Consider the following 18,134-nt stretch of genomic DNA (forward strand, 5'->3'; position numbering starts at 1 on the left):
CTTTTTAAATTCTACTCATCATAGATTTCCAGTTCTTTAAGTTATTTGAACCCACTTTAACTGAAGTTTTTCCTTTATTTTTTGCTTGCCATAAGCCACTTGCATTAAAACTATATACTGGTCTTAAATCTGTTCTTTTACTTGCTAGTTTTAATCTTTTATTTACATTATCTAAAACAATAGGTGTAGCACCTGGTTTATGATAATAAGTTAATACCATATGAGCTTCCTCAAATTTTGTACCTCTTCTCATAAGTTTTACATATGTAATTCTTAGTTTACTATCAGGAACTCCAAGTTTTCGTAAGCTAAAATATTTTGCAATTGCATAATCTTCACAATCTCCTGCACCAACACTTAAAAATTCAAATGGTGCAGCCCAGTAATCATTCTTACCCCATACTACTTTGTCTCTTTTATAAGTTATTCTATTCCAAAAATCATTAACTTTTTTTAATTTATGTAGAATATCATCATTTTTTGCTGATTGGATAGTCTTATCCCAAAGTTCTACTCTTTTTCTAGCTTTTATCCCATACTTTTGGGCTATTTGTTCAAGTTTTGATTCTGTTATATTGAAAGATTTGTTTGCAACTGTGATTGTAAGAGTAAGTGAAACAATGAAAAAACATATAATAAATATTTTTTTCATTGTTTCACCCCTTTTTTAGTATAGATTATAGTCTATTAAAGTTTAAGTGTATTTAAAATAATCTCTTTGTCAACTTTTTGATTGATATATTTCATTTTTACATTTTGATTAATATCATTTATATATGAAGTAGTTATTTTTAAAAAATTATTGTTATCTTGAATCTCTTTTTTTATTTTTAATGTAAGACTTTTATTTAGATTGTCTAAAACAACGAGTTTAGAATCACTTTTATGAAAATATGTTAAAACTGCATGTTTTTTTTCTGTTGAGTTTTTTATATAAATTATTTTTAGCTTTTTATCAGAGATACCTAAATTTAAAAGGCTAATATATTTTGCTATTGCATAATCTTCTGAATCACCAGCACCTACGGCTAGAAACTCAAAAGGTGATGCCCAATAATCTTTTTTTTGCCATACTTTTGAATCTTTTCGATATTGTATCTTATTCCAAAAATCATTTATCTCTTTTAGTTTATAAAAAATATTTTTTGATTTAACACTATTCATTGTTTGATTCCAAAGCTGAACTCTTTTTTTTGCTTTCTTCCCATATTTCAAACCTATTTTTTCTATAGTTGTATTTGAAATACTAAAGTCATCGTTTGCAAATAGTGATAAAGAAGAAAATGAAACTAAGATTAGACTTATTAAAATAAATCTTTTTTTAGTTCCATTTATATTAAAGTAGTTAGATTTCATTAAGGTTTTAGTGTATTTAGAATCATATCTTCTTCAATCAATTCACTATCATATTTTATTACAATAGTTTGTTCTGTATCATTTATATACCATTCATCAATTTCAGAAATTTTATCAAGATTTTTACTCTTATCTTCTGATTGAGTAGTTAAAGGTACATAAAGAGTTTTTTTCTTTGATGGATTAGGCATTGTCAAAATTAAAATAATCCAAATAATACAAATTACAGCAATAACCATAACTAATGAAGATAAAGATACTTTCTCAAAGAAAACACCACCTAAAACACCTCCAATAAATGTACCTAAATACCCATGTGCATTAAAGATACCTAATACTAAGCCTCTTTGGTGAACTTTTGCAAATTTTGAAGCAAGAGATTGCATAATAGGTTCATGCATATTAAACCCAATAAAAAATATCACTACTCCAATTACAAAAACAAGAGCAGTTGAACTTAAACCTATAAGTAAATATGATATCGCAAAAAATACAATCCCTACAGCTAAAATCTCTTTGAATTTACCTTTTTTCTCTGCTAAAATTGCTGCAGGTGCCATTGCTAATACACCAAAAATCATTGCAGGAAGGTAAACTTTCCATAAGTCTGACATTTGCCATTGGAAATTATTTATTAATACCATTGGAATAATCATAAATGCAAATGTCATTAAACCTTTTTGTAAAAAGTTTGTTATATTCATTTTGATTAAGTTTTTATTTGTTAAAACTTGTATTAATTGCTTGTCCGTTGGATTTGAGTGAATTATTTGAGGTGGATTTGGAACAAATTTAATTAAAATAAAAATTGAACCAAAAGCGATAACAGCTGTTAAATAAAATAAAGATTCAACACCAGCAAAAGAACTGATAGTTGGTCCTAAAATCATTGAAGCAGCAAAACTCATACCAATAGCCATTCCCATTGTTGCCATTGCTTTTGGTCTTTGTTCCTCTTTTACTAAATCACTAATTGTTGCAGTTACTACTGCACCTATTGCTCCTGCCCCTTGTAGAAATCTTCCTAACATAAGAAGTAAAATATCATCTGCAATTGCACAGAATATTGAACCAATACCAAAAAGAATAAGTCCTGTGATAATTGTACCTTTTCTTCCTAGTTTATCACTCATAATTCCAAAAGGAACTTGAAATATCATTTGTGTTAAAGCATATCCTCCAACAACAACACCAACTAAAGTAGTTGTTGCTCCATATAGATTAATAGCATATACTGATAAAACAGGAAGAACTATAAAAAGTCCGAAAAATCTTAGTGCTATAATAGAACTAAGTGGTAAAATAGATTTAATCATATATAATCCCATAAGTTAAAATAAAGAAAAAATTATATAGCAATAAAGTTAATAATAGTGTTAAAAGGAAAATTATGAAAATAGTTTTAGCTACAAGTAATAAAGGAAAAATTGAAGAGTTTAAAAAACTTCTTCCAAATGAAGAGATAATACCTTTTAAAAATTTAATAGGTGAGTATGAAGTTGTAGAGGATGGTGATACTTTTAAAGCAAATGCAGTAAAAAAAGCAAAAGAGATATATGAAAAAATTGGAGATAAAAATATAGTAGTAATTTCTGATGATAGTGGAATTTCAGTTCCTGCTTTAAACGATGAACCAGGAATATATTCAGCTAGATATGCAGGTGTTGATGCCGATGACAAAAAAAATAATGCAAAGTTAATCTCAAATTTAAAAAAGAAAAATATTAAAAAAACAAAGGCATATTATACTGCTTGTATAGCTATTGTTTTCAAAAATGAAGTTTACACAGTACATGGCTGGATGCATGGTAATGTAATTGATAAAGAGATTGGTGACAAGGGCTTTGGTTATGATCCTATGTTTATCCCTGATAGCTTTGATAAAACCTTAGGAGAATTACCCCATGAAATAAAAAAAGAGTTTTCTCACAGAAGTAAAGCTTTAAATTTAGCAAAAAAAGTTTTAGATATAATATTATAAAAGAGTTATATAATAATTCTTTTATAAACTCGTATATTGTTATTTTTAGCTTTTACAATCAATTCAATCTCAAAATTCTCTTCTTTCTTTTCTATTAAAGCTATGATATTAAACTTTTTGTTTCTAATTTTTATTTTGTCGATTAAATCTAAAGATTCTATACTTAAAATATATTTTTCAAGAAATTTTAGATGATTTTTTGCTTGTATATAATTGTATTGATTTGAGATATTTATTGAACTTATACTTTTATTTTCAAATATTTTTATAGAAATTATTGAGAAGATAAAAATCAAGATTAGTGTTGAAAAAAGAATAAAAGCTTTTTTATCTTTTTTCATAGTTCAAATTCCCATTTTTGTGAGATTTTATCATCTAATGTAATATCTATAATAACTTTTTTTGTCCCCTTCATAAGGGAAAAACTACTTACCTCTTTTAATAAAATATTATTATCAATATACAAGGTTTTATCTTTATATTCAAGTTTATTTATTATATCTGGAAGATTTTTTTCTATGATTATTTTTGTTGAATTTAAATCTATTTTCAAAATAGAGATTTTTTTAGTTTCATTTTCAGCAAAATACAAATCTTTTGAAAATTTAAATACAAAAATAAGCACAAAAGAGGAGATAGATATAACTAAGATTAACTCTAAAAGTGAAAATGCTTTATTTGATTTCATATTTTACAAGCTCAATTCTTTCATCTTTATAGCTTATTTGATTTATATTTATACTTTTTTCTTCTGTGTCGTTTATAATTATTTGAATTGTTTTAGGGTTTGTTTGAAAGTTTGAATTATAATTTTTAGTATTAAATGAGTTATCTATATCGTTTAATTTATTAAATTCTCTATCAAAATTATCATAGTAAGAGTATTTACTAAACCCTACTATGACAATACTTAATAAAACTATACTAAATAAAGTTTCAATAAGAGAAAAACTATTTTTTTCCAATTTCAACTGCTTTTTCATGTGCAGCTTCAATAGCTTTTATCATACTACTTCTTATTGAACCCTCTTCAAGTTTTGCTACACCTGCTGCTGTTGTTCCACCTGGACTCATTACAGAATCTTTGATGATTGCTGGATGGTTATTTTCTAATAATTTTGCATAACCTTCAAAAAGCCCTTGAACTAATTCATTACTTACACTTCTATTTAAACCTGCTTTTACTCCACCATCACTTAGAGCTTCTGCTACTAAACATAAAAATGCTGGACCACTTCCTGCAATTGCAGTTGCCACATCTAGTTCTTTTTCAGTATCAACCCAAACAGCTTTTCCAATATAAGTAAATAGCTCTAAAGCTATTTTTTTAACCTCTTTATCCCCTGTTATTGTTGTAGCAGATTTACTAACAGATGCTGCTACATTAGGCATAGTTCTAACATAATATTTTGATTTAATTTGTTTTCTTAGGCTTTCTAAAGTAGTCCCGGCTAAGATTGAAAATAGTATATTTGCTTTACCCTCTAATCTTGCTGCAACACTTTGTAAAGCGTAAGGTTTTACACAAAATATCACATTTTTATCTGTAATATCTTCTGTATCATCTAGTTCTTTTATTTCAACAGTAGGGATAGCCTCTTTAACTTTTTTTAGTTTATTAATATCTCTTCCAATAATTTCAACTTCAAAGTTTTTAGTTAATCCTTTAGCTAGAGCTTGCGCCATAAAGCCATTTCCAATTAATGTAAGTTTCATATAATTCCTCTTAATTTAATTAATTTTTATATTATAACTAATATAGAAATTTAGGTCAAAAAAAGTAAGAAAATAGCAAGGTTTTATTAGATAAAATATCTTTTTTAAGATAAAAAAGGATTATTTAATGGGTAATTATTTAAAGTTTACTAATCTGTTTTTAGCAACAAGTTTAATTTTTGTATTTTCAGCTTGTTCCCAAAAATCTGAGAAAATTCAAGAGTTTGATAAGCCAGCTTTATATTGGTACAACAAAATGGCAGATGAGATAAGTACTGGATTTTTAGAAGATGCAGATGATACATATATCTCTTTAGAGAGTGAGCATAGAAATTCTCCACTTCTTTCAACCGCATTGTTAATACTTGCAAATGCACATATTGATGAAGAAGAGTATGAATTGGCAAATTTCTATTTAGATGAATATATAAAAAGATTTGCACTTAGTAAAAATATTGATTATGTAAGATACTTAAAAATTAAAGCAAACTTTCAAGGTTTTGCATATGATTTAAGAGATCAACAATTGATTGAAGATACTATTTCTCAAATTGAAGATTTTATTAAAAATTTTCCAAGATCACCTTATACACCTTTAGTAAATACTATGAATGCAAGATTGTATATGGCAAAAGCTACATTAGATAAAGAGATTGCTGATTTATATGAAAGACTTGATAAGCCAAAGGCAGCAAAACTATATAATGAAAAAGTAAAAAAATCTTGGGTTAACCCAGAAGAAATTGAGCCAGTTGATGTTCCTTTTTATAGATACCCATTTGAAAGAGATATATTATTTTAAGAAACTATAAATTTTAGGAGTTTTTATGGAGTTAGAAAATTACGATTCTTTTCCTCAAAGTATACCATTAATTATTGAAGATGATGTATTTTTATATCCTTTTATGATTGCACCACTATTTTTAAATAATGAAGACAATATTAAAGCAGTGGAAAATGCAATTGAAGAGAATAAATTAGTTATTGTTACTGTAAGTAAACCAGGATTTGAGGGAAAAAGAGAAAAAGATAGCTTTTATGATGTAGGAGTTGTTGGAAATATTATGAGAAAAGTAAGTCTTCCCGATGGTAAGATTAAAGTACTTTTTCAAGGATTAACAAAAGGTTATATTAAAAACTTTGATGAAGAAAATCCAACACATGCTTATGTAGATAAACTTGTAGATGAAGAGTATTCAAAAGAGAGTGTTGATTCTATTGTTGATGTATTAATTGAACAAGTAAAAAAACTATCAAGAATCAACTCAAAGTTTCCAGCAGATTTAATTAAAACAATAGAAGAAAATGATGAAGCTTCAAGAATTGCAGATTTAATCTCTTCAGTTTTAAGAGTTAAAAAAGAGGAAGCGTATAAACTTTTTTCTGAAACAAATATTGAAAAAAGATTATTAGAGATAATAGAGACTATTAAAAAAGAGATTGAGAGTTTTAAAATCCAAAAAGAGATTACTCAAAAAGTAAACTCAAAGATTGAAAAAACACATAAAGATTACTTCTTAAAAGAACAAATTAAAGCTATACAAAAAGAGCTTGGTTCTGATAATCAAAAAGATGTAGAGATAAAAGCTTATAAAAAGAAGTTAAAAAAAATAAAACCTTTTATGCCCAAAGATGGTTATAAAGAAACAAAAAAACAAATTGAAAAGTTAAGTAGAATGCATCAGGATTCACCTGATAGTTCACTACTTCAAACTTATATAGAAAATGTATTAGATATACCTTTTGGGGAATATGCAGATGAGAAAATATCTGTTAAAAATGTAGAAGAACAACTTGATAAAGACCACTATTCTTTAGAAAAACCAAAAGAGAGAATTGCTGAGTATTTTGCTGTTAAAGAGATGTTAGAAGAGAGAAAAATAGAGAATCTTAAGTCAAAAGGTACTGTATTATGTTTTGTAGGACCTCCTGGTGTTGGTAAAACATCATTAGCAAACTCTATATCAAAAGCTTTAAAAAGACCACTTGTACGAGTTGCTTTAGGTGGAATGGAAGATGTAAATGAGTTAAGAGGACACAGAAGAACATATGTTGGGGCTATGCCTGGACGAATTGTAAAAGGTTTAGTTGATGCAAAATCTATGAATCCTGTTGTTGTACTTGATGAAATTGATAAACTTGGAGCAAACCATAGAGGTGATCCAACAGCAGTTATGTTAGAGGTTTTAGACCCTGAACAAAATAATGAATTTAGAGACCTATATTTAAATTTTGCGATTGATTTATCACAAGTTATATTTGTGGCAACAGCAAATGATGTTAGAAGTATTCCTGCACCACTTAGAGATAGAATGGAATTTATTGAAATGTCATCTTATACTCCAAATGAAAAATATCATATCTCTAAAGATTATTTAATACCTCAAGAGTTAGAAAAACATGGTTTAAAAAGAAACGAAATAGCATTATCAAAAACAACTATTGAAACTATAATTTCTAAATATACAAGGGAAGCAGGAGTTAGAAATCTTAGAAGAGTTTTTGCTAAATTATTTAGAAAAGCTGTTAAGAAGTTACTAAAAAATAGAGAGCTTAAAAAAGTATCAATCAACACTAAAAATATTAAAGAGTTTTTAGATAACCCAATATTTGAGATTGACCCAGCTGATAAGAAAAACTCTATTGGAGTTACAAATGGTTTAGCTTGGACATCAGTTGGTGGAGATGTATTAAAAACTGAAGCTATCAAGCTTAGAGGAAAAGGTATCTTAAATGTAACTGGAAATATGGGAGATGTAATGAAAGAATCATCAAGAATCTCATATTCAGTTGTAAAACTTCTTATAGACAACAAGAAATTAAAAATAGATAAAAATATTATTCCAAAAACTTTAAAAGAGGAAGAAGAAAATACAAATCTTGAACCAAGTGAGGTTTATAAAAGATTTGATATACATTTACATATTCCTGAAGGTGCAACACCAAAAGATGGACCAAGTGCAGGTATTACAATGGCTACAACGATAGCTTCTATTTTAAGCCAAAGAGAAGTTCGGTCAGATGTTTGTATGACAGGTGAGCTTACTCTTACTGGAAAAGTTCTTCCAATTGGAGGATTAAAAGAAAAACTTATTGCTGCATATAAAGCTAAAATGAAACTAGCATTAATTCCAAGAAAAAATTTCCAAAGAGATTTAGATGAAATCCCTACAGAAGTTAAAGAAGCTATGGAAATCAAAGCAGTTGATACCATTGATGATGTCTTAAAAGAGGCATTGATATAATTAAATGAGAAGATCTGGGGCAAGTGATAGTCAAGTTGTAAATAACTTTTTTACCTTTGCCTCAATCGTATTAATATCTATAACTATCATTTTATATAGTAATTATTTTTCCCAAGAAGAAAATATTTTAAAAATTGAAAAACTTCCCTGTGAACTTGATACTTTTACAAAAGTAAGTCTTTTAGATTTAAATCTTTTAAAAAAGTCACAAAAAGCTTTAAATAAAGGTTATTATAAAGTTGAAGGTTCATATTTAAAACTTGAAAACAAATCAACAATTGAAGATGTAGTTAAGCTCTCTTCATTAAATAGTTATTATGAGAGTTTAATTGGTGTAAAACCTAAAAAAAATATTGAAAAATACTTAAAAATTAGATATGAATTAATAGAAAAAGATGAAAAAAATAAAAATAGTGATAGACTAAGTGCTGGAACTTTGATAAGTTCTTTTAGAATAAATTCAAAAGAGTTATTAAGATTTGAAAGTGATTTTAAATTTATGTATGAAAATGCGATAAAAGATAGAATAGAATGTTCAATAAAGGTTTATAAAAATTATGTTAAAAACTAAAGATTTTACAAGTACAAATATTATTATTGTAATAACTATTATAATGTTTTTAGTACAAACAAATATTCAATATGGAAGTTTATATTTAGGTTTAAATTTATATTTCACCCATGCAGGATTTTATTGGCAACCTCTAACTTCAATGTTTTCTCATGGAGGTTTTGGACATATCGCTATGAATATGTTTGTTTTATATCAATTTGGTAATTTAATAGAAAAGTATAGAGGTAAAAAAGAGTTTTTACTAATATATTTTGTAGGGGGAATTTTAACTTCACTTTTAAGTTATCTTTATATCTATTATCTTGATAATCAAGTAAATTTAGTAGGAGCTTCAGGTGCTATATGTGTATTAATGGGATATATTGCCTATTTTGATAAATATCAAAGAAAAGGGATAATCACTTGGATTCTTATAATCTCTGTTGCACCTATTTTAATAGGACTTCCAATTGCTTGGTATTCTCACTTTATTGGGTTTGCACTTGGTTTTGTATTTGGAGTTGTTAGAAAATAACTCTTTAATTATTATTGTTGAGGCATAAAATAAGTTATTATTGACATAGCTATTAAGACAACTGCAATTCCAATAAAAATCTCTTTTAACTTTACTGTGGGATTTAATATTCCACAATATGGGCATCTTCTAAGCTTTGGTTTAATCTCACTTTTACAGTTTCTACATGGTTCTAATTTGATGTTCAATCCTTTAATAATTAGTAATTAAAATTATAACTAAAATTGTTCATTCTATTGCTTTAATAAGCTAATAAAAACTATACTTTAAGTATATAAATAATAAAATATTATAAGTTACACTTAAGAAGTAATTTAAGGTATTATATGAAATTAAAAAAAATCTTTTCCCCTATCTTTGACCCTTATGTGGGACCTGTATTTGTAATCTCTATATTCTTATCATTTATTGTATTTGTTGTTATTCCAAAACATTCATATACAAATAAAATTGAACACATGACAGATGAAGCTGTAAAAACATTAAATTATTTAAAAAAAACTAGAATATATTATACAAGTAATGTTGTAGATAAAATAAGAAACAACACAACTATTGATGTTGATTATAATCACAAAGAATCATATCGAACTGTGCCTTTATCTGCTACAATGATGCATGACTTAAGTTTAATACTTCCAGAAAATGGTATGAAGATAAAAATCTATAGTGATTATCCTTATCCTAATAGAAAAGATAGAAAACTTGATAAATTTGAAAAAGATTCATTAGCTTATTTAGTAAATAATCCAGATGATATATATAAAAAAGATGTAATAATTGATAATAAAAGAACATTTAGATTAGCCGTTGCTGATGTATTATTAGACAATACGTGCGTTGAGTGTCACAATAACAGAGTGGATAGTCCCAAGAAAGATTGGAATATTGGAGATGTAAGAGGTGTGATTGAAATAAGCATACCTTTTGAAAATGGAGTTCTCTTAAGTTCAAAAGAGCTTAATATATTGATGTATATATTTTCATTTGTAATTTTACTTTTAGGTGTACACTACACAGTTATTTCAATAAAAAGAACAAATGAACATAAAAAAATAAAAGTTCAATTAGAAAAAGAAGTAGAAGATAGAACAGCAACTTTAAATAACACTATAAAATTATTAAATCAATATAAAAAAGCAGTTGATACAAGTGCTATAGTTTCTAAAACTGATAAAAATGGCATTATCACTTACGTTAATGATGAATTTGTAAGAATTTCTAAATATAAAGAAGAGGAACTTTTAGGAAAAAGTCATAATATTATTAGGCATGAAGATATGCCAAAAGCTATTTTTAAAAATTTATGGAAAACAATAAAAGCTAAAAAAATCTGGAAAGGTGAAGTTAAAAATAAAGCAAAAGATGGAACTGCTTATTATGTAAATACTACAATTGTTCCAATACTTGATTATAATAATGATATAGAAGAGTTTTTAGCTATTCGATTAAATATTACAGATATAGTGGAGTCAAAACAAAAAGCACAAAAAGCAGATGCTGCAAAATCAATATTTTTAGCAAATATGTCCCATGAGATTAGAACACCTTTAAATGCGATTATAGGTTTTTCTGAAGTATTGAGAAACTCAAGTAAGATAGATACACAAAGTAAAAAACAATCTAATATTATACATAGTAGTGCAAATTCACTTTTAGCAATAATAAACGATATTTTAGATATTTCTAAAATAGAAAGTGGGAATTTTGAAATAGCAAAAGAGGAAACAGATATATTTTATATTTGTGAACATGTGGTTGAATTATTTTCAAAAAGAGCAAATGAAAAAGATATAAAATTGATTTTTGATATTGACCAAAGAATCCCTCTTTGTCTAATAACTGATGGTGTGAGAATACGACAAGTATTATCAAACTTTTTAAGTAATGCTATAAAATTTACTCCCCAAAAAGGGCTTGTTGATTTTAATATTAGTGTTGAATCTCTTGATGAAAGTAAAGTTAAATTAAGATTTACAGTAGAAGATACAGGTATTGGTATTCCAAAAGAGAAAATAGAAAAAATATTTGATCCATTTATTCAAGTTGACCATAAATCAAATAGAGAGTTTGAAGGGACAGGTTTAGGTTTAAGTATCTCTAAACATATTATAGAAGCCTTAGATTCAAAAATTGAGATAGAAAGTGAAGTTGGTAAGGGAACAAAATTTTCTTTTCTTTTAAAAAGTAAGGTATGTAAAAAAGAGTTTAAAGAAAATGATTCTTTTACAAATGGTTTAAATTTTATGGTATTAAATAAACAAGAAGATTCTTTTCATTATGTAAAAAGATATTTAAATATTTTTGGTCAAATTGATAGTAAAGAGAATCCTGATATTTTAGTTTGTGATTATAAAAGTAATGATATCGAAGAGATTAGACAAAAATATAAGCAAGTTCCTAAATTGATACTTTTTGAATATGAAAAAGATATATTAGAGTTTGATTTTAAAAACAATGAAACTGGATTATCCTTACCTTTTTATGCTTCAAAAGTAAATGATTCATTGCAAGATTTATTAAGAAAATCTAACAATAAAAGAAAACAAATTCAAGTAAGTTCAAATGATAAATTTAGTGGAAAAATTTTAGTTGCTGAAGATAACTTAGCTAATCAAGAATTAATTACATACATATTAAATGATATGGGAATAGAGTTTGATATTAAAGAAAATGGAAAAGAAGCTTATGAGTCTTTCAAAAATAATAACTATGATTTGGTTTTGATGGATATTAATATGCCTATTATGGATGGAATTGAATCTTTTTTAAAAATAAGAGAATATGAAAAAATTGAAGCTTTAAATGCTACACCTATTATTGCTCTTACTGCTAATGCTATAAAAGGTGATAAAGAAAGGTTTTTAACATTAGGAATGAATGGTTATCTAAGTAAACCAATTAATACTTTTGAACTAAAAGATATATTCAAAGAGTATTTAACTGCAAAAAGTGAATCAAAAGAAGAGATAAAAGAAAATAGAACTGTAGATGTTTCAAAAATTGTACAAAAGTTAGGTGTAAGTGAAAATATTGCAGATTTGATATTTAATAAATTTAAAAATGAGATTCAAAAAGATTTAGATGAATTAGAAAAATATATTCTAAATGAAGATAAAGAAAATATTATTCAAAAAGCCCATTATATTAAGAATTCATCTTTAAATGTTGCATTAGATGAGGTATCAGATTATTTAACTAAGCTTGAAATTGAAGAGTTAAATAAAGATGAAAAATTAGAGGTTTTTACTATGATAAGTAAAGAGATAAATAAAGTAATAAAATAAAGGCTATAAAATGAAAAATCTATCAATAAAAGCAAAATTAATTCTTCTTTTTATAGTTATAAAGGTTATCCCTCTTCTTTTAATCGCTTATATAGCCTATGAAGGTGCATTAAAACTTGATAATTATATTCAAGACAGTACAAGGTATCTTTTTAATCAAAATAAAGAGATAGTAATAAATACTGCAAATAAATCTATTGAAGATAGTATAAAAAATCTAGATAAAAAATCACAATTAGCTTTAGAAAGATTATCTTATGAAATAGCAAATAATGTTGCACAATTTTTATATGAAAGAGATAGTGATATTAAACTACTTTCAAATTTAGATTTAAATCAAAAGGTATTAAAAGAGTTTTATAATAGTAAAAATAGAGATATTATAATTCATAACAAATATATTTATGATGATAGTACTAATACATGGGTAGACCCAATAGAAAAAGAAAAAATAAAAAGAGATAAAACTACAGCTGATTTAAAAGATAATGAAAGAGAATTTAGTTATATAGACCCAATAAAATATAAAACAAAAAATATCCCTATCTATAAAGAAGTTTCATATTTTGACCTAAATGGAAAAGAGATATATAAAGTATCTCAGATTGATAAAAAACTTCATAATATTTCAAATAAAAAAAATACTTATATCAATTCAGAAGATTATTTTAAAGAGGTTCAAAACCTAAAAAAAGATGAAATCTATGTATCCGATGTAATTGGAGAATATGTCAAAACAAAAGTAATAGGAACTTTTACTAAAGAGAAAGCCCAAAAAGCAAAAATAGAGTTTAAACCTGAAAAATATGCATACGCAGGAAAAGAGAATCCTGTAGGAAAAAGATTTGAGGGTATTATTAGATTTGTTACTCCTGTATATAAAAATGGTAAAAAACAAGGGTATGTTTCTTTAGCTTTAGATCATGAACATATTATGCAATTCACAGATACATCAAGTCCTACAAATATTAATGCAAAACAAGATATTTCTGATGCAAGTGAGGGTAACTATACTTTTATGTGGGATTATAAAGGTAGAAATATTTCCCATCCAAGAGATTATTTTATTAATGGTTTTAATAAAGAAACAGGAAAAAGAGAGATGCCTTGGTTAAGTGCAGATATTGCGAAAAAATACCAAGAGTCTGGAAAAGAGATAAATGAGTTTTTATCAACATATCCAACTTTTGAGGAACAAAGTTTAAAGAAAAAACCAAATATAAAACAATTAGTATCTGATGGTAATGTAGGCTTAGACTGTAGATATTTGAATTTTGCACCTCAGTGCAAAGGTTGGATGCAAGTAACACAAAATGGTGGATTTGGATCTTTTATTATTTATTGGAGTAAAGTATGGAAGTTAACTACTGCTGCTACTATTCCATATTATACAGGTAAATATGGAGATACTAAAAGAGGATTTGGATTTATCACTTTAGGGGCAAATGTTGATGAATTTCATGCTGCAGCAAATGAGACAAAAGAGAATGTAAAAAAGATTTTAAATAGTCAAACAAACGCAATGAAAGATATTGTTAATGAAAATACTATACAAATAAAAGAGTATATAAAAAATTTAATAAATGAACTAACACTTGTAACTTTTGTAATGATTATTATCATTATTGCAGTGGCTATTTGGATGTCAAATTATATTAGTAAAAAAATATCTAATCTATTAATAGCAACAAAAAAATTCTCGAATAAACAGTTAGATTACCAAATAGAAATATCTTCAAATGATGAGATTGGAAAGCTTGAACAATCTTTTAATGATATGGCTTTTCAAATTAAAGCTTTAGTTGAAGACCAAAAAGCTTTAAATTTACATTTGGAAGAGAAAGTTGATGAAAAAACAAAAGAGTTACAAGATATTAATCATACTCTTGAAGAACAAATAGAACAAAGAACAGCTTATTTAAGAGAGACTTTACAAAGAGCAAAAAAAGCTGATGAAGCAAAATCAGTATTTTTAGCTAATATGTCTCATGAAATTCGTACACCGTTAAATGCAATTATTGGTTTTTCAGATGTATTAACACAAAGTAAAAACTTGGATTCAACTGTTGTAAAACAATTAAAAATAATACATTCAAGTGCTAATACTTTACTTACAATTATAAATGACATACTTGATATTTCTAAAATTGAAAGTGGAAATTTTGAAATTAGTGTAGAGGAAACAGATATATATTTTATTAGTGAACATGTTGTTGAACTGTTTTCAAAAAGAGCTTTAGAAAAGCATATTAAACTGATATTTAATTTAGATTATAAAATCCCTTTATGTGTTAGAACAGATGGGGTTAGAGTAAGACAAGTTTTATCCAATCTTTTAAGTAATGCCATAAAATTTACTCCTGAAAAAGGATTAGTTACACTAAATATTTTTGTTTTAGAAGATAGTGGAAATGATGTAAAAATTAGATTTGAGGTTATTGATACAGGTATTGGAATACCAAAAGAAAAACTAGAAACTATATTTGAACCTTTTATACAAGTAGACAATATGTCAAATAGAGTATATGAGGGTACAGGTTTAGGTCTTAGTATTTGTAAACATATTATCGAGTCTCTTGATTCAACAATTTTTATTGATAGTGTAGTTGATGAAGGGACAAAGTTCTACTTTGATCTATCTTTTAATACTTGTGAAGCTACAATTTTTGAAACGAAAGATTACCTAAATAAACTGAATTTTAAAGTTTTAGATATTAAAAATGATACTTACCATTATATAAAAAGATATTTGAATATCTTTGGAACTATTAATAGTGTTCAAGAGGATTATATTTTAGTTTATCCTTATAAAAATAACTTAGAACTTGAAAATATAAGAGAAAAATATAAAAATATTCCAAAATTGATTTTGTTGGAATATGAAGATGATGCTTTAAATATAACACCAAATATTGATGAACAATTTATCTCTTTACCTTTTTATGCTTCAAAAGTAAATGATAGTTTACAAGAGTTGTTAATGAAAAATAATACGACTATTATAGAAGATTCTACAAATAATGTAGAATTACAAGGAAGAGTATTAGTTGCAGAAGATAATAATGCAAATCAAGAATTGATTTCGTATATATTAAATAGTTTAAATATTGATTTTGAACTTAAAGATAATGGACTAAAAACTTTTGAAGCTTTTAAAGAAAAGAGATATGATTTAATTTTGATGGATATAAATATGCCAGTTATGGATGGTATTGAATCTTTCAAAGCAATAAGAAAATATGAAGAAGAAAATAGTTTATCTAAGATACCAATTATTGCCCTTACTGCAAATGCAATTAAAGGGGATAAAGAAAAATTTTTAGATCTAGGTATGAATGGCTATTTAAGTAAACCGGTAAATACTGAACATTTAATTGAGGTATTTGATAAGTTTTTAAAAAAGAACCTAGAAGTTCAAGAGGCAGAAAAAATAGATTTAGAAGACTTATCTTTAAAAGAAAAATTGGAGTTTGATACAAATAAGATTATGACTCAATTAGGTATTAGTGAATCTATCGTAAATATGATTATTGATAAATTCAAAAAAGATATAAAAAAAGATATGAAAGAACTAGAATCTTATGTCTTTGAATCAAACTTTAATGAAGTGTCTCAAAAAGCTCATTATATTAAAAACTCTGCTTTAAATGTATGTTTAGATGAGGTTTGTGAAATCTTAGAGAAATTAGAGTCAGAAAAATCTGATAAAGAAGAGCTACATAAGCTAGTTAAACAATTAAAAACAAAAATTGATAGTTATTTATAAAATTTCATATTGCAATTTTATTGCAATATGAAATAAAAATGGATATAATTACACTATGTTTTTACACTTAGATTTAGATTGCTTTTTTGTATCAGCCCATAGAACTTTAGATAATAGTTTAAAAAATATTCCAGTTGCGGTTGGAGGAAGAAGTAATTTAAATATTTTTTCAACGAAAAAAGAGGTTCGTAAAATTAGTGAAAATAATGGTGCTTTTGTAAGTACTATATTAACAAATGAGGGTGAAAAAACTTTTAATGATTATTTTGTAGATGAAAATGGAAAAATAAGAGGAATAATCACAACTTCATCTTATGAGGCAAGAGAGTTTGGAGTTAAAACTGCAATGAGTGTTAACGAAGCTTTAAAACTTTGTCCCAATCTTAAAATGATTTCCCCAAATTATCCATTGTATCATGAACTTTCTCAAAAACTATATAAACTCTTATCTTATGAAATCCCTTTAGTAGAACAATTTTCAATAGATGAATTTTTTGGTGACGTAAGAGGGTATATAGGTGAGGAAGAGGTTGTAGAGTTTGCATATTATTTAAAAGAAAAGATTTTAAAAGAGTTAAAACTTCCTATTTCAATTGGAATTGCCCATTCAAAATATTTAGCAAAATTGATAACTGAATATGCAAAGCCTGATGGTGTAAGATATATAAAAAAAGAGGATATGGACGAATTTCTAAAAGATATCCCTATAAAAGAGTTTCCTGGCATTGGAAAAGGATATCAGCAGAAACTTCAAGGTTATGGAATAAAAACTCTAGGAGATATAAAAAATAAAAAAAATCTGTTTTATTCATGGAAAAAACCAGGAATAGATTTATACAATAGAGTTTGTGGAATAAATGATACTCAACTTATACAGCAAAGAGATAAAAAATCAATAGGTATAGGTAGAACTTTTGATCCGATTTATGATAGGCAGGAGTTATTAAGAAGAGTAATAATCTTATCAAGATATTTATGTTTTATAGTTAAAAAAAGTGATGTAAACCCTTTAACATATGCTATAAAAATAAAATATGAATCAAATACAAAATCTAAAAACTATGTAAATGTTAATAGGATTTTTAATGAGAGTGATTTTAAAGCAAAGATGAAAACACTTTTTCTTGAAAATGATATACATCCAACTCATAGTGTAGTTCAGTTGAACCTTACTGTTTCAAATTTTTCAAAACCAAAAGAGTTTACATACAATATATTTGAGTATGAAGAGGATATTAAAAAGAGAGAACTTACTAATAAATTACAATCTTTAAGGGATAAGTATGGAGTTGATATAATTAAAACAGCATCAGAATTGAAAGAGAAGTTAACAAATAAAGATGATATAATAAAGAAAAGGTAGGTGGATTTTATTAATGAGCATAAAAAATCGAGTAAAAGAAAAATCAACAAAACTATTAAACCTAGCTTCTGAAAATGTTACTAAAGCTTTTGATTACCCTTCATTAAAAGGTAAGGAATTAAAAAAATCTATTAAAAATAAAATTAGAGAAAAAGCTATTTTAAGTACAAAAGCTAGACTTGCAGAGCATCATAAAACATTTGATGATTATACTGATGAAGAGTTAGAAATTATTATTGCAGATGAAGAGAATAAAATCAAAGATGATTTAAAAACAAAATCTTTAGTTGGTGCTTTAGCTCTTTTAGGTTTAGACTTTTTAGTGTAGGTTT

Annotated in this window: 17 protein-coding genes; 9 read left to right on the forward strand and 8 right to left on the reverse strand. The window is 26.1% G+C overall.

Features of this window, described 5'->3' with window-relative positions; genetic code table 11:
- Positions 1-4: 4 nt before the first annotated feature.
- Genes ACKU4C_RS03125 through ACKU4C_RS03135 form a run of 3 tightly spaced genes read right to left on the reverse strand, consistent with a single transcriptional unit; the run spans position 5 to position 2,672 of the window.
- Positions 5-652: a transglutaminase-like cysteine peptidase gene (locus ACKU4C_RS03125; protein ID WP_321314393.1), complete on the reverse strand. Its 648-nt coding sequence runs from the start codon at positions 650-652 to the stop codon at positions 5-7.
- A gap of 35 nt (positions 653-687) precedes the next feature.
- Positions 688-1,356 (reverse strand): transglutaminase-like cysteine peptidase, encoded by a 669-nt coding sequence (locus tag ACKU4C_RS03130; protein WP_321314394.1) that lies wholly within the window; start codon positions 1,354-1,356, stop codon positions 688-690.
- The gene (locus ACKU4C_RS03135; RefSeq protein ID WP_321314395.1) at positions 1,356-2,672 is read right to left on the reverse strand and encodes an MFS transporter; all 1,317 of its coding nucleotides are present in this window, start codon (positions 2,670-2,672) and stop codon (positions 1,356-1,358) included. Before ACKU4C_RS03135 ends, ACKU4C_RS03130 begins: the two co-directional genes overlap by 1 nt.
- Positions 2,673-2,746: 74 nt before the next feature.
- Between ACKU4C_RS03135 and rdgB the strand changes: the two genes are divergently transcribed.
- A complete protein-coding gene (gene rdgB / locus ACKU4C_RS03140) occupies positions 2,747-3,337 on the forward strand; it encodes an RdgB/HAM1 family non-canonical purine NTP pyrophosphatase (RefSeq protein ID WP_321314396.1) in 591 nt (196 codons plus the stop codon).
- 5 nt (positions 3,338-3,342) lie between these two features.
- Here the strand turns inward: rdgB and ACKU4C_RS03145 are convergent, their stop codons facing one another.
- From ACKU4C_RS03145 to ACKU4C_RS03160, 4 genes are read right to left on the reverse strand one after another with little or no spacing between them, the layout of a single operon-like run.
- On the reverse strand, positions 3,343-3,678 hold the full coding sequence (locus ACKU4C_RS03145) for a hypothetical protein (RefSeq protein ID WP_321314397.1): 336 nt from the start codon (positions 3,676-3,678) through the stop codon (positions 3,343-3,345).
- Positions 3,675-4,025 carry a prepilin-type N-terminal cleavage/methylation domain-containing protein gene (locus ACKU4C_RS03150; RefSeq protein WP_321314398.1) on the reverse strand — a complete coding sequence of 117 codons (351 nt, stop codon included), beginning with the start codon at positions 4,023-4,025 and terminating at the stop codon, positions 3,675-3,677. The genes ACKU4C_RS03145 and ACKU4C_RS03150 overlap by 4 nt, the downstream gene beginning before the upstream one ends.
- Positions 4,012-4,302: a hypothetical protein gene (locus tag ACKU4C_RS03155; RefSeq protein ID WP_321314399.1), complete on the reverse strand. Its 291-nt coding sequence runs from the start codon at positions 4,300-4,302 to the stop codon at positions 4,012-4,014. The genes ACKU4C_RS03150 and ACKU4C_RS03155 overlap by 14 nt, the downstream gene beginning before the upstream one ends.
- Entirely contained in the window at positions 4,289-5,053 is a 765-nt protein-coding gene (locus tag ACKU4C_RS03160) for a pyrroline-5-carboxylate reductase (RefSeq protein WP_321314400.1), read from the reverse strand. Before ACKU4C_RS03160 ends, ACKU4C_RS03155 begins: the two co-directional genes overlap by 14 nt.
- Positions 5,054-5,180: 127 nt before the next feature.
- Here ACKU4C_RS03160 and ACKU4C_RS03165 point away from each other — a divergent pair, with 127 nt between their 5' ends.
- The 4 genes from ACKU4C_RS03165 to ACKU4C_RS03180 are packed head-to-tail and all read left to right on the forward strand — an operon-like array spanning position 5,181 to position 9,386.
- Positions 5,181-5,855, forward strand: coding sequence for an outer membrane protein assembly factor BamD (locus ACKU4C_RS03165; RefSeq protein ID WP_321314401.1), 675 nt, complete (start codon positions 5,181-5,183; stop codon positions 5,853-5,855).
- A 25-nt stretch (positions 5,856-5,880) separates the two neighbouring features.
- Positions 5,881-8,298, forward strand: a complete 2,418-nt coding sequence (gene lon / locus ACKU4C_RS03170) for an endopeptidase La (RefSeq protein WP_321314402.1) — start codon at positions 5,881-5,883, stop codon at positions 8,296-8,298.
- 4 nt (positions 8,299-8,302) lie between these two features.
- Positions 8,303-8,869 (forward strand): hypothetical protein, encoded by a 567-nt coding sequence (locus ACKU4C_RS03175; protein ID WP_321314403.1) that lies wholly within the window; start codon positions 8,303-8,305, stop codon positions 8,867-8,869.
- A complete protein-coding gene (locus ACKU4C_RS03180; protein ID WP_321314404.1) occupies positions 8,856-9,386 on the forward strand; it encodes a rhomboid family intramembrane serine protease in 531 nt (176 codons plus the stop codon). The genes ACKU4C_RS03175 and ACKU4C_RS03180 overlap by 14 nt, the downstream gene beginning before the upstream one ends.
- Before the next feature lie 11 nt (positions 9,387-9,397).
- Here the strand turns inward: ACKU4C_RS03180 and ACKU4C_RS03185 are convergent, their stop codons facing one another.
- The gene (locus tag ACKU4C_RS03185; RefSeq protein ID WP_321314405.1) at positions 9,398-9,574 is read right to left on the reverse strand and encodes a hypothetical protein; all 177 of its coding nucleotides are present in this window, start codon (positions 9,572-9,574) and stop codon (positions 9,398-9,400) included.
- 138 nt (positions 9,575-9,712) lie between these two features.
- On the opposite strand from ACKU4C_RS03185, the gene ACKU4C_RS03190 reads away from it, so the two are divergent.
- From ACKU4C_RS03190 to ACKU4C_RS03205, 4 genes are read left to right on the forward strand one after another with little or no spacing between them, the layout of a single operon-like run.
- Positions 9,713-12,673 (forward strand): ATP-binding protein, encoded by a 2,961-nt coding sequence (locus ACKU4C_RS03190; RefSeq protein WP_321314406.1) that lies wholly within the window; start codon positions 9,713-9,715, stop codon positions 12,671-12,673.
- A 10-nt stretch (positions 12,674-12,683) separates the two neighbouring features.
- The gene (locus ACKU4C_RS03195) at positions 12,684-16,439 is read left to right on the forward strand and encodes an ATP-binding protein (protein WP_321314407.1); all 3,756 of its coding nucleotides are present in this window, start codon (positions 12,684-12,686) and stop codon (positions 16,437-16,439) included.
- A gap of 55 nt (positions 16,440-16,494) precedes the next feature.
- Complete coding sequence (locus ACKU4C_RS03200; RefSeq protein ID WP_321314408.1) at positions 16,495-17,802, forward strand: DNA polymerase IV; 1,308 nt, start codon at positions 16,495-16,497, stop codon at positions 17,800-17,802.
- A gap of 13 nt (positions 17,803-17,815) precedes the next feature.
- The gene (locus tag ACKU4C_RS03205) at positions 17,816-18,130 is read left to right on the forward strand and encodes a hypothetical protein (protein ID WP_321314409.1); all 315 of its coding nucleotides are present in this window, start codon (positions 17,816-17,818) and stop codon (positions 18,128-18,130) included.
- Positions 18,131-18,134: the final 4 nt, after the last annotated feature.

It is taken from the genome of Halarcobacter sp. (genome assembly GCF_963676935.1).
Taxonomy (GTDB): Bacteria; Campylobacterota; Campylobacteria; order Campylobacterales; family Arcobacteraceae; genus Halarcobacter.

Bases quoted from the DNA above. Each gene is read 5' to 3' on its own strand.
- ACKU4C_RS03180 (WP_321314404.1), top strand. From the start codon at position 8,856: ATGTTAAAAACTAAAGATTTTACAAGTACAAATATTATTATTGTAATA.
- ACKU4C_RS03165 (WP_321314401.1), top strand. From the start codon at position 5,181: ATGGGTAATTATTTAAAGTTTACTAATCTGTTTTTAGCAACAAGTTTA.
- ACKU4C_RS03135 (WP_321314395.1), bottom strand. From the start codon at position 2,672: ATGATTAAATCTATTTTACCACTTAGTTCTATTATAGCACTAAGATTT.
- ACKU4C_RS03200 (WP_321314408.1), top strand. From the start codon at position 16,495: ATGTTTTTACACTTAGATTTAGATTGCTTTTTTGTATCAGCCCATAGA.
- ACKU4C_RS03145 (WP_321314397.1), bottom strand. From the start codon at position 3,678: ATGAAAAAAGATAAAAAAGCTTTTATTCTTTTTTCAACACTAATCTTG.
- ACKU4C_RS03160 (WP_321314400.1), bottom strand. From the start codon at position 5,053: ATGAAACTTACATTAATTGGAAATGGCTTTATGGCGCAAGCTCTAGCT.
- ACKU4C_RS03205 (WP_321314409.1), top strand. From the start codon at position 17,816: ATGAGCATAAAAAATCGAGTAAAAGAAAAATCAACAAAACTATTAAAC.
- ACKU4C_RS03190 (WP_321314406.1), top strand. From the start codon at position 9,713: ATGAAATTAAAAAAAATCTTTTCCCCTATCTTTGACCCTTATGTGGGA.
- ACKU4C_RS03195 (WP_321314407.1), top strand. From the start codon at position 12,684: ATGAAAAATCTATCAATAAAAGCAAAATTAATTCTTCTTTTTATAGTT.
- ACKU4C_RS03175 (WP_321314403.1), top strand. From the start codon at position 8,303: ATGAGAAGATCTGGGGCAAGTGATAGTCAAGTTGTAAATAACTTTTTT.
- lon (WP_321314402.1), top strand. From the start codon at position 5,881: ATGGAGTTAGAAAATTACGATTCTTTTCCTCAAAGTATACCATTAATT.
- rdgB (WP_321314396.1), top strand. From the start codon at position 2,747: ATGAAAATAGTTTTAGCTACAAGTAATAAAGGAAAAATTGAAGAGTTT.
- ACKU4C_RS03130 (WP_321314394.1), bottom strand. From the start codon at position 1,356: ATGAAATCTAACTACTTTAATATAAATGGAACTAAAAAAAGATTTATT.
- ACKU4C_RS03150 (WP_321314398.1), bottom strand. From the start codon at position 4,025: ATGAAATCAAATAAAGCATTTTCACTTTTAGAGTTAATCTTAGTTATA.
- ACKU4C_RS03125 (WP_321314393.1), bottom strand. From the start codon at position 652: ATGAAAAAAATATTTATTATATGTTTTTTCATTGTTTCACTTACTCTT.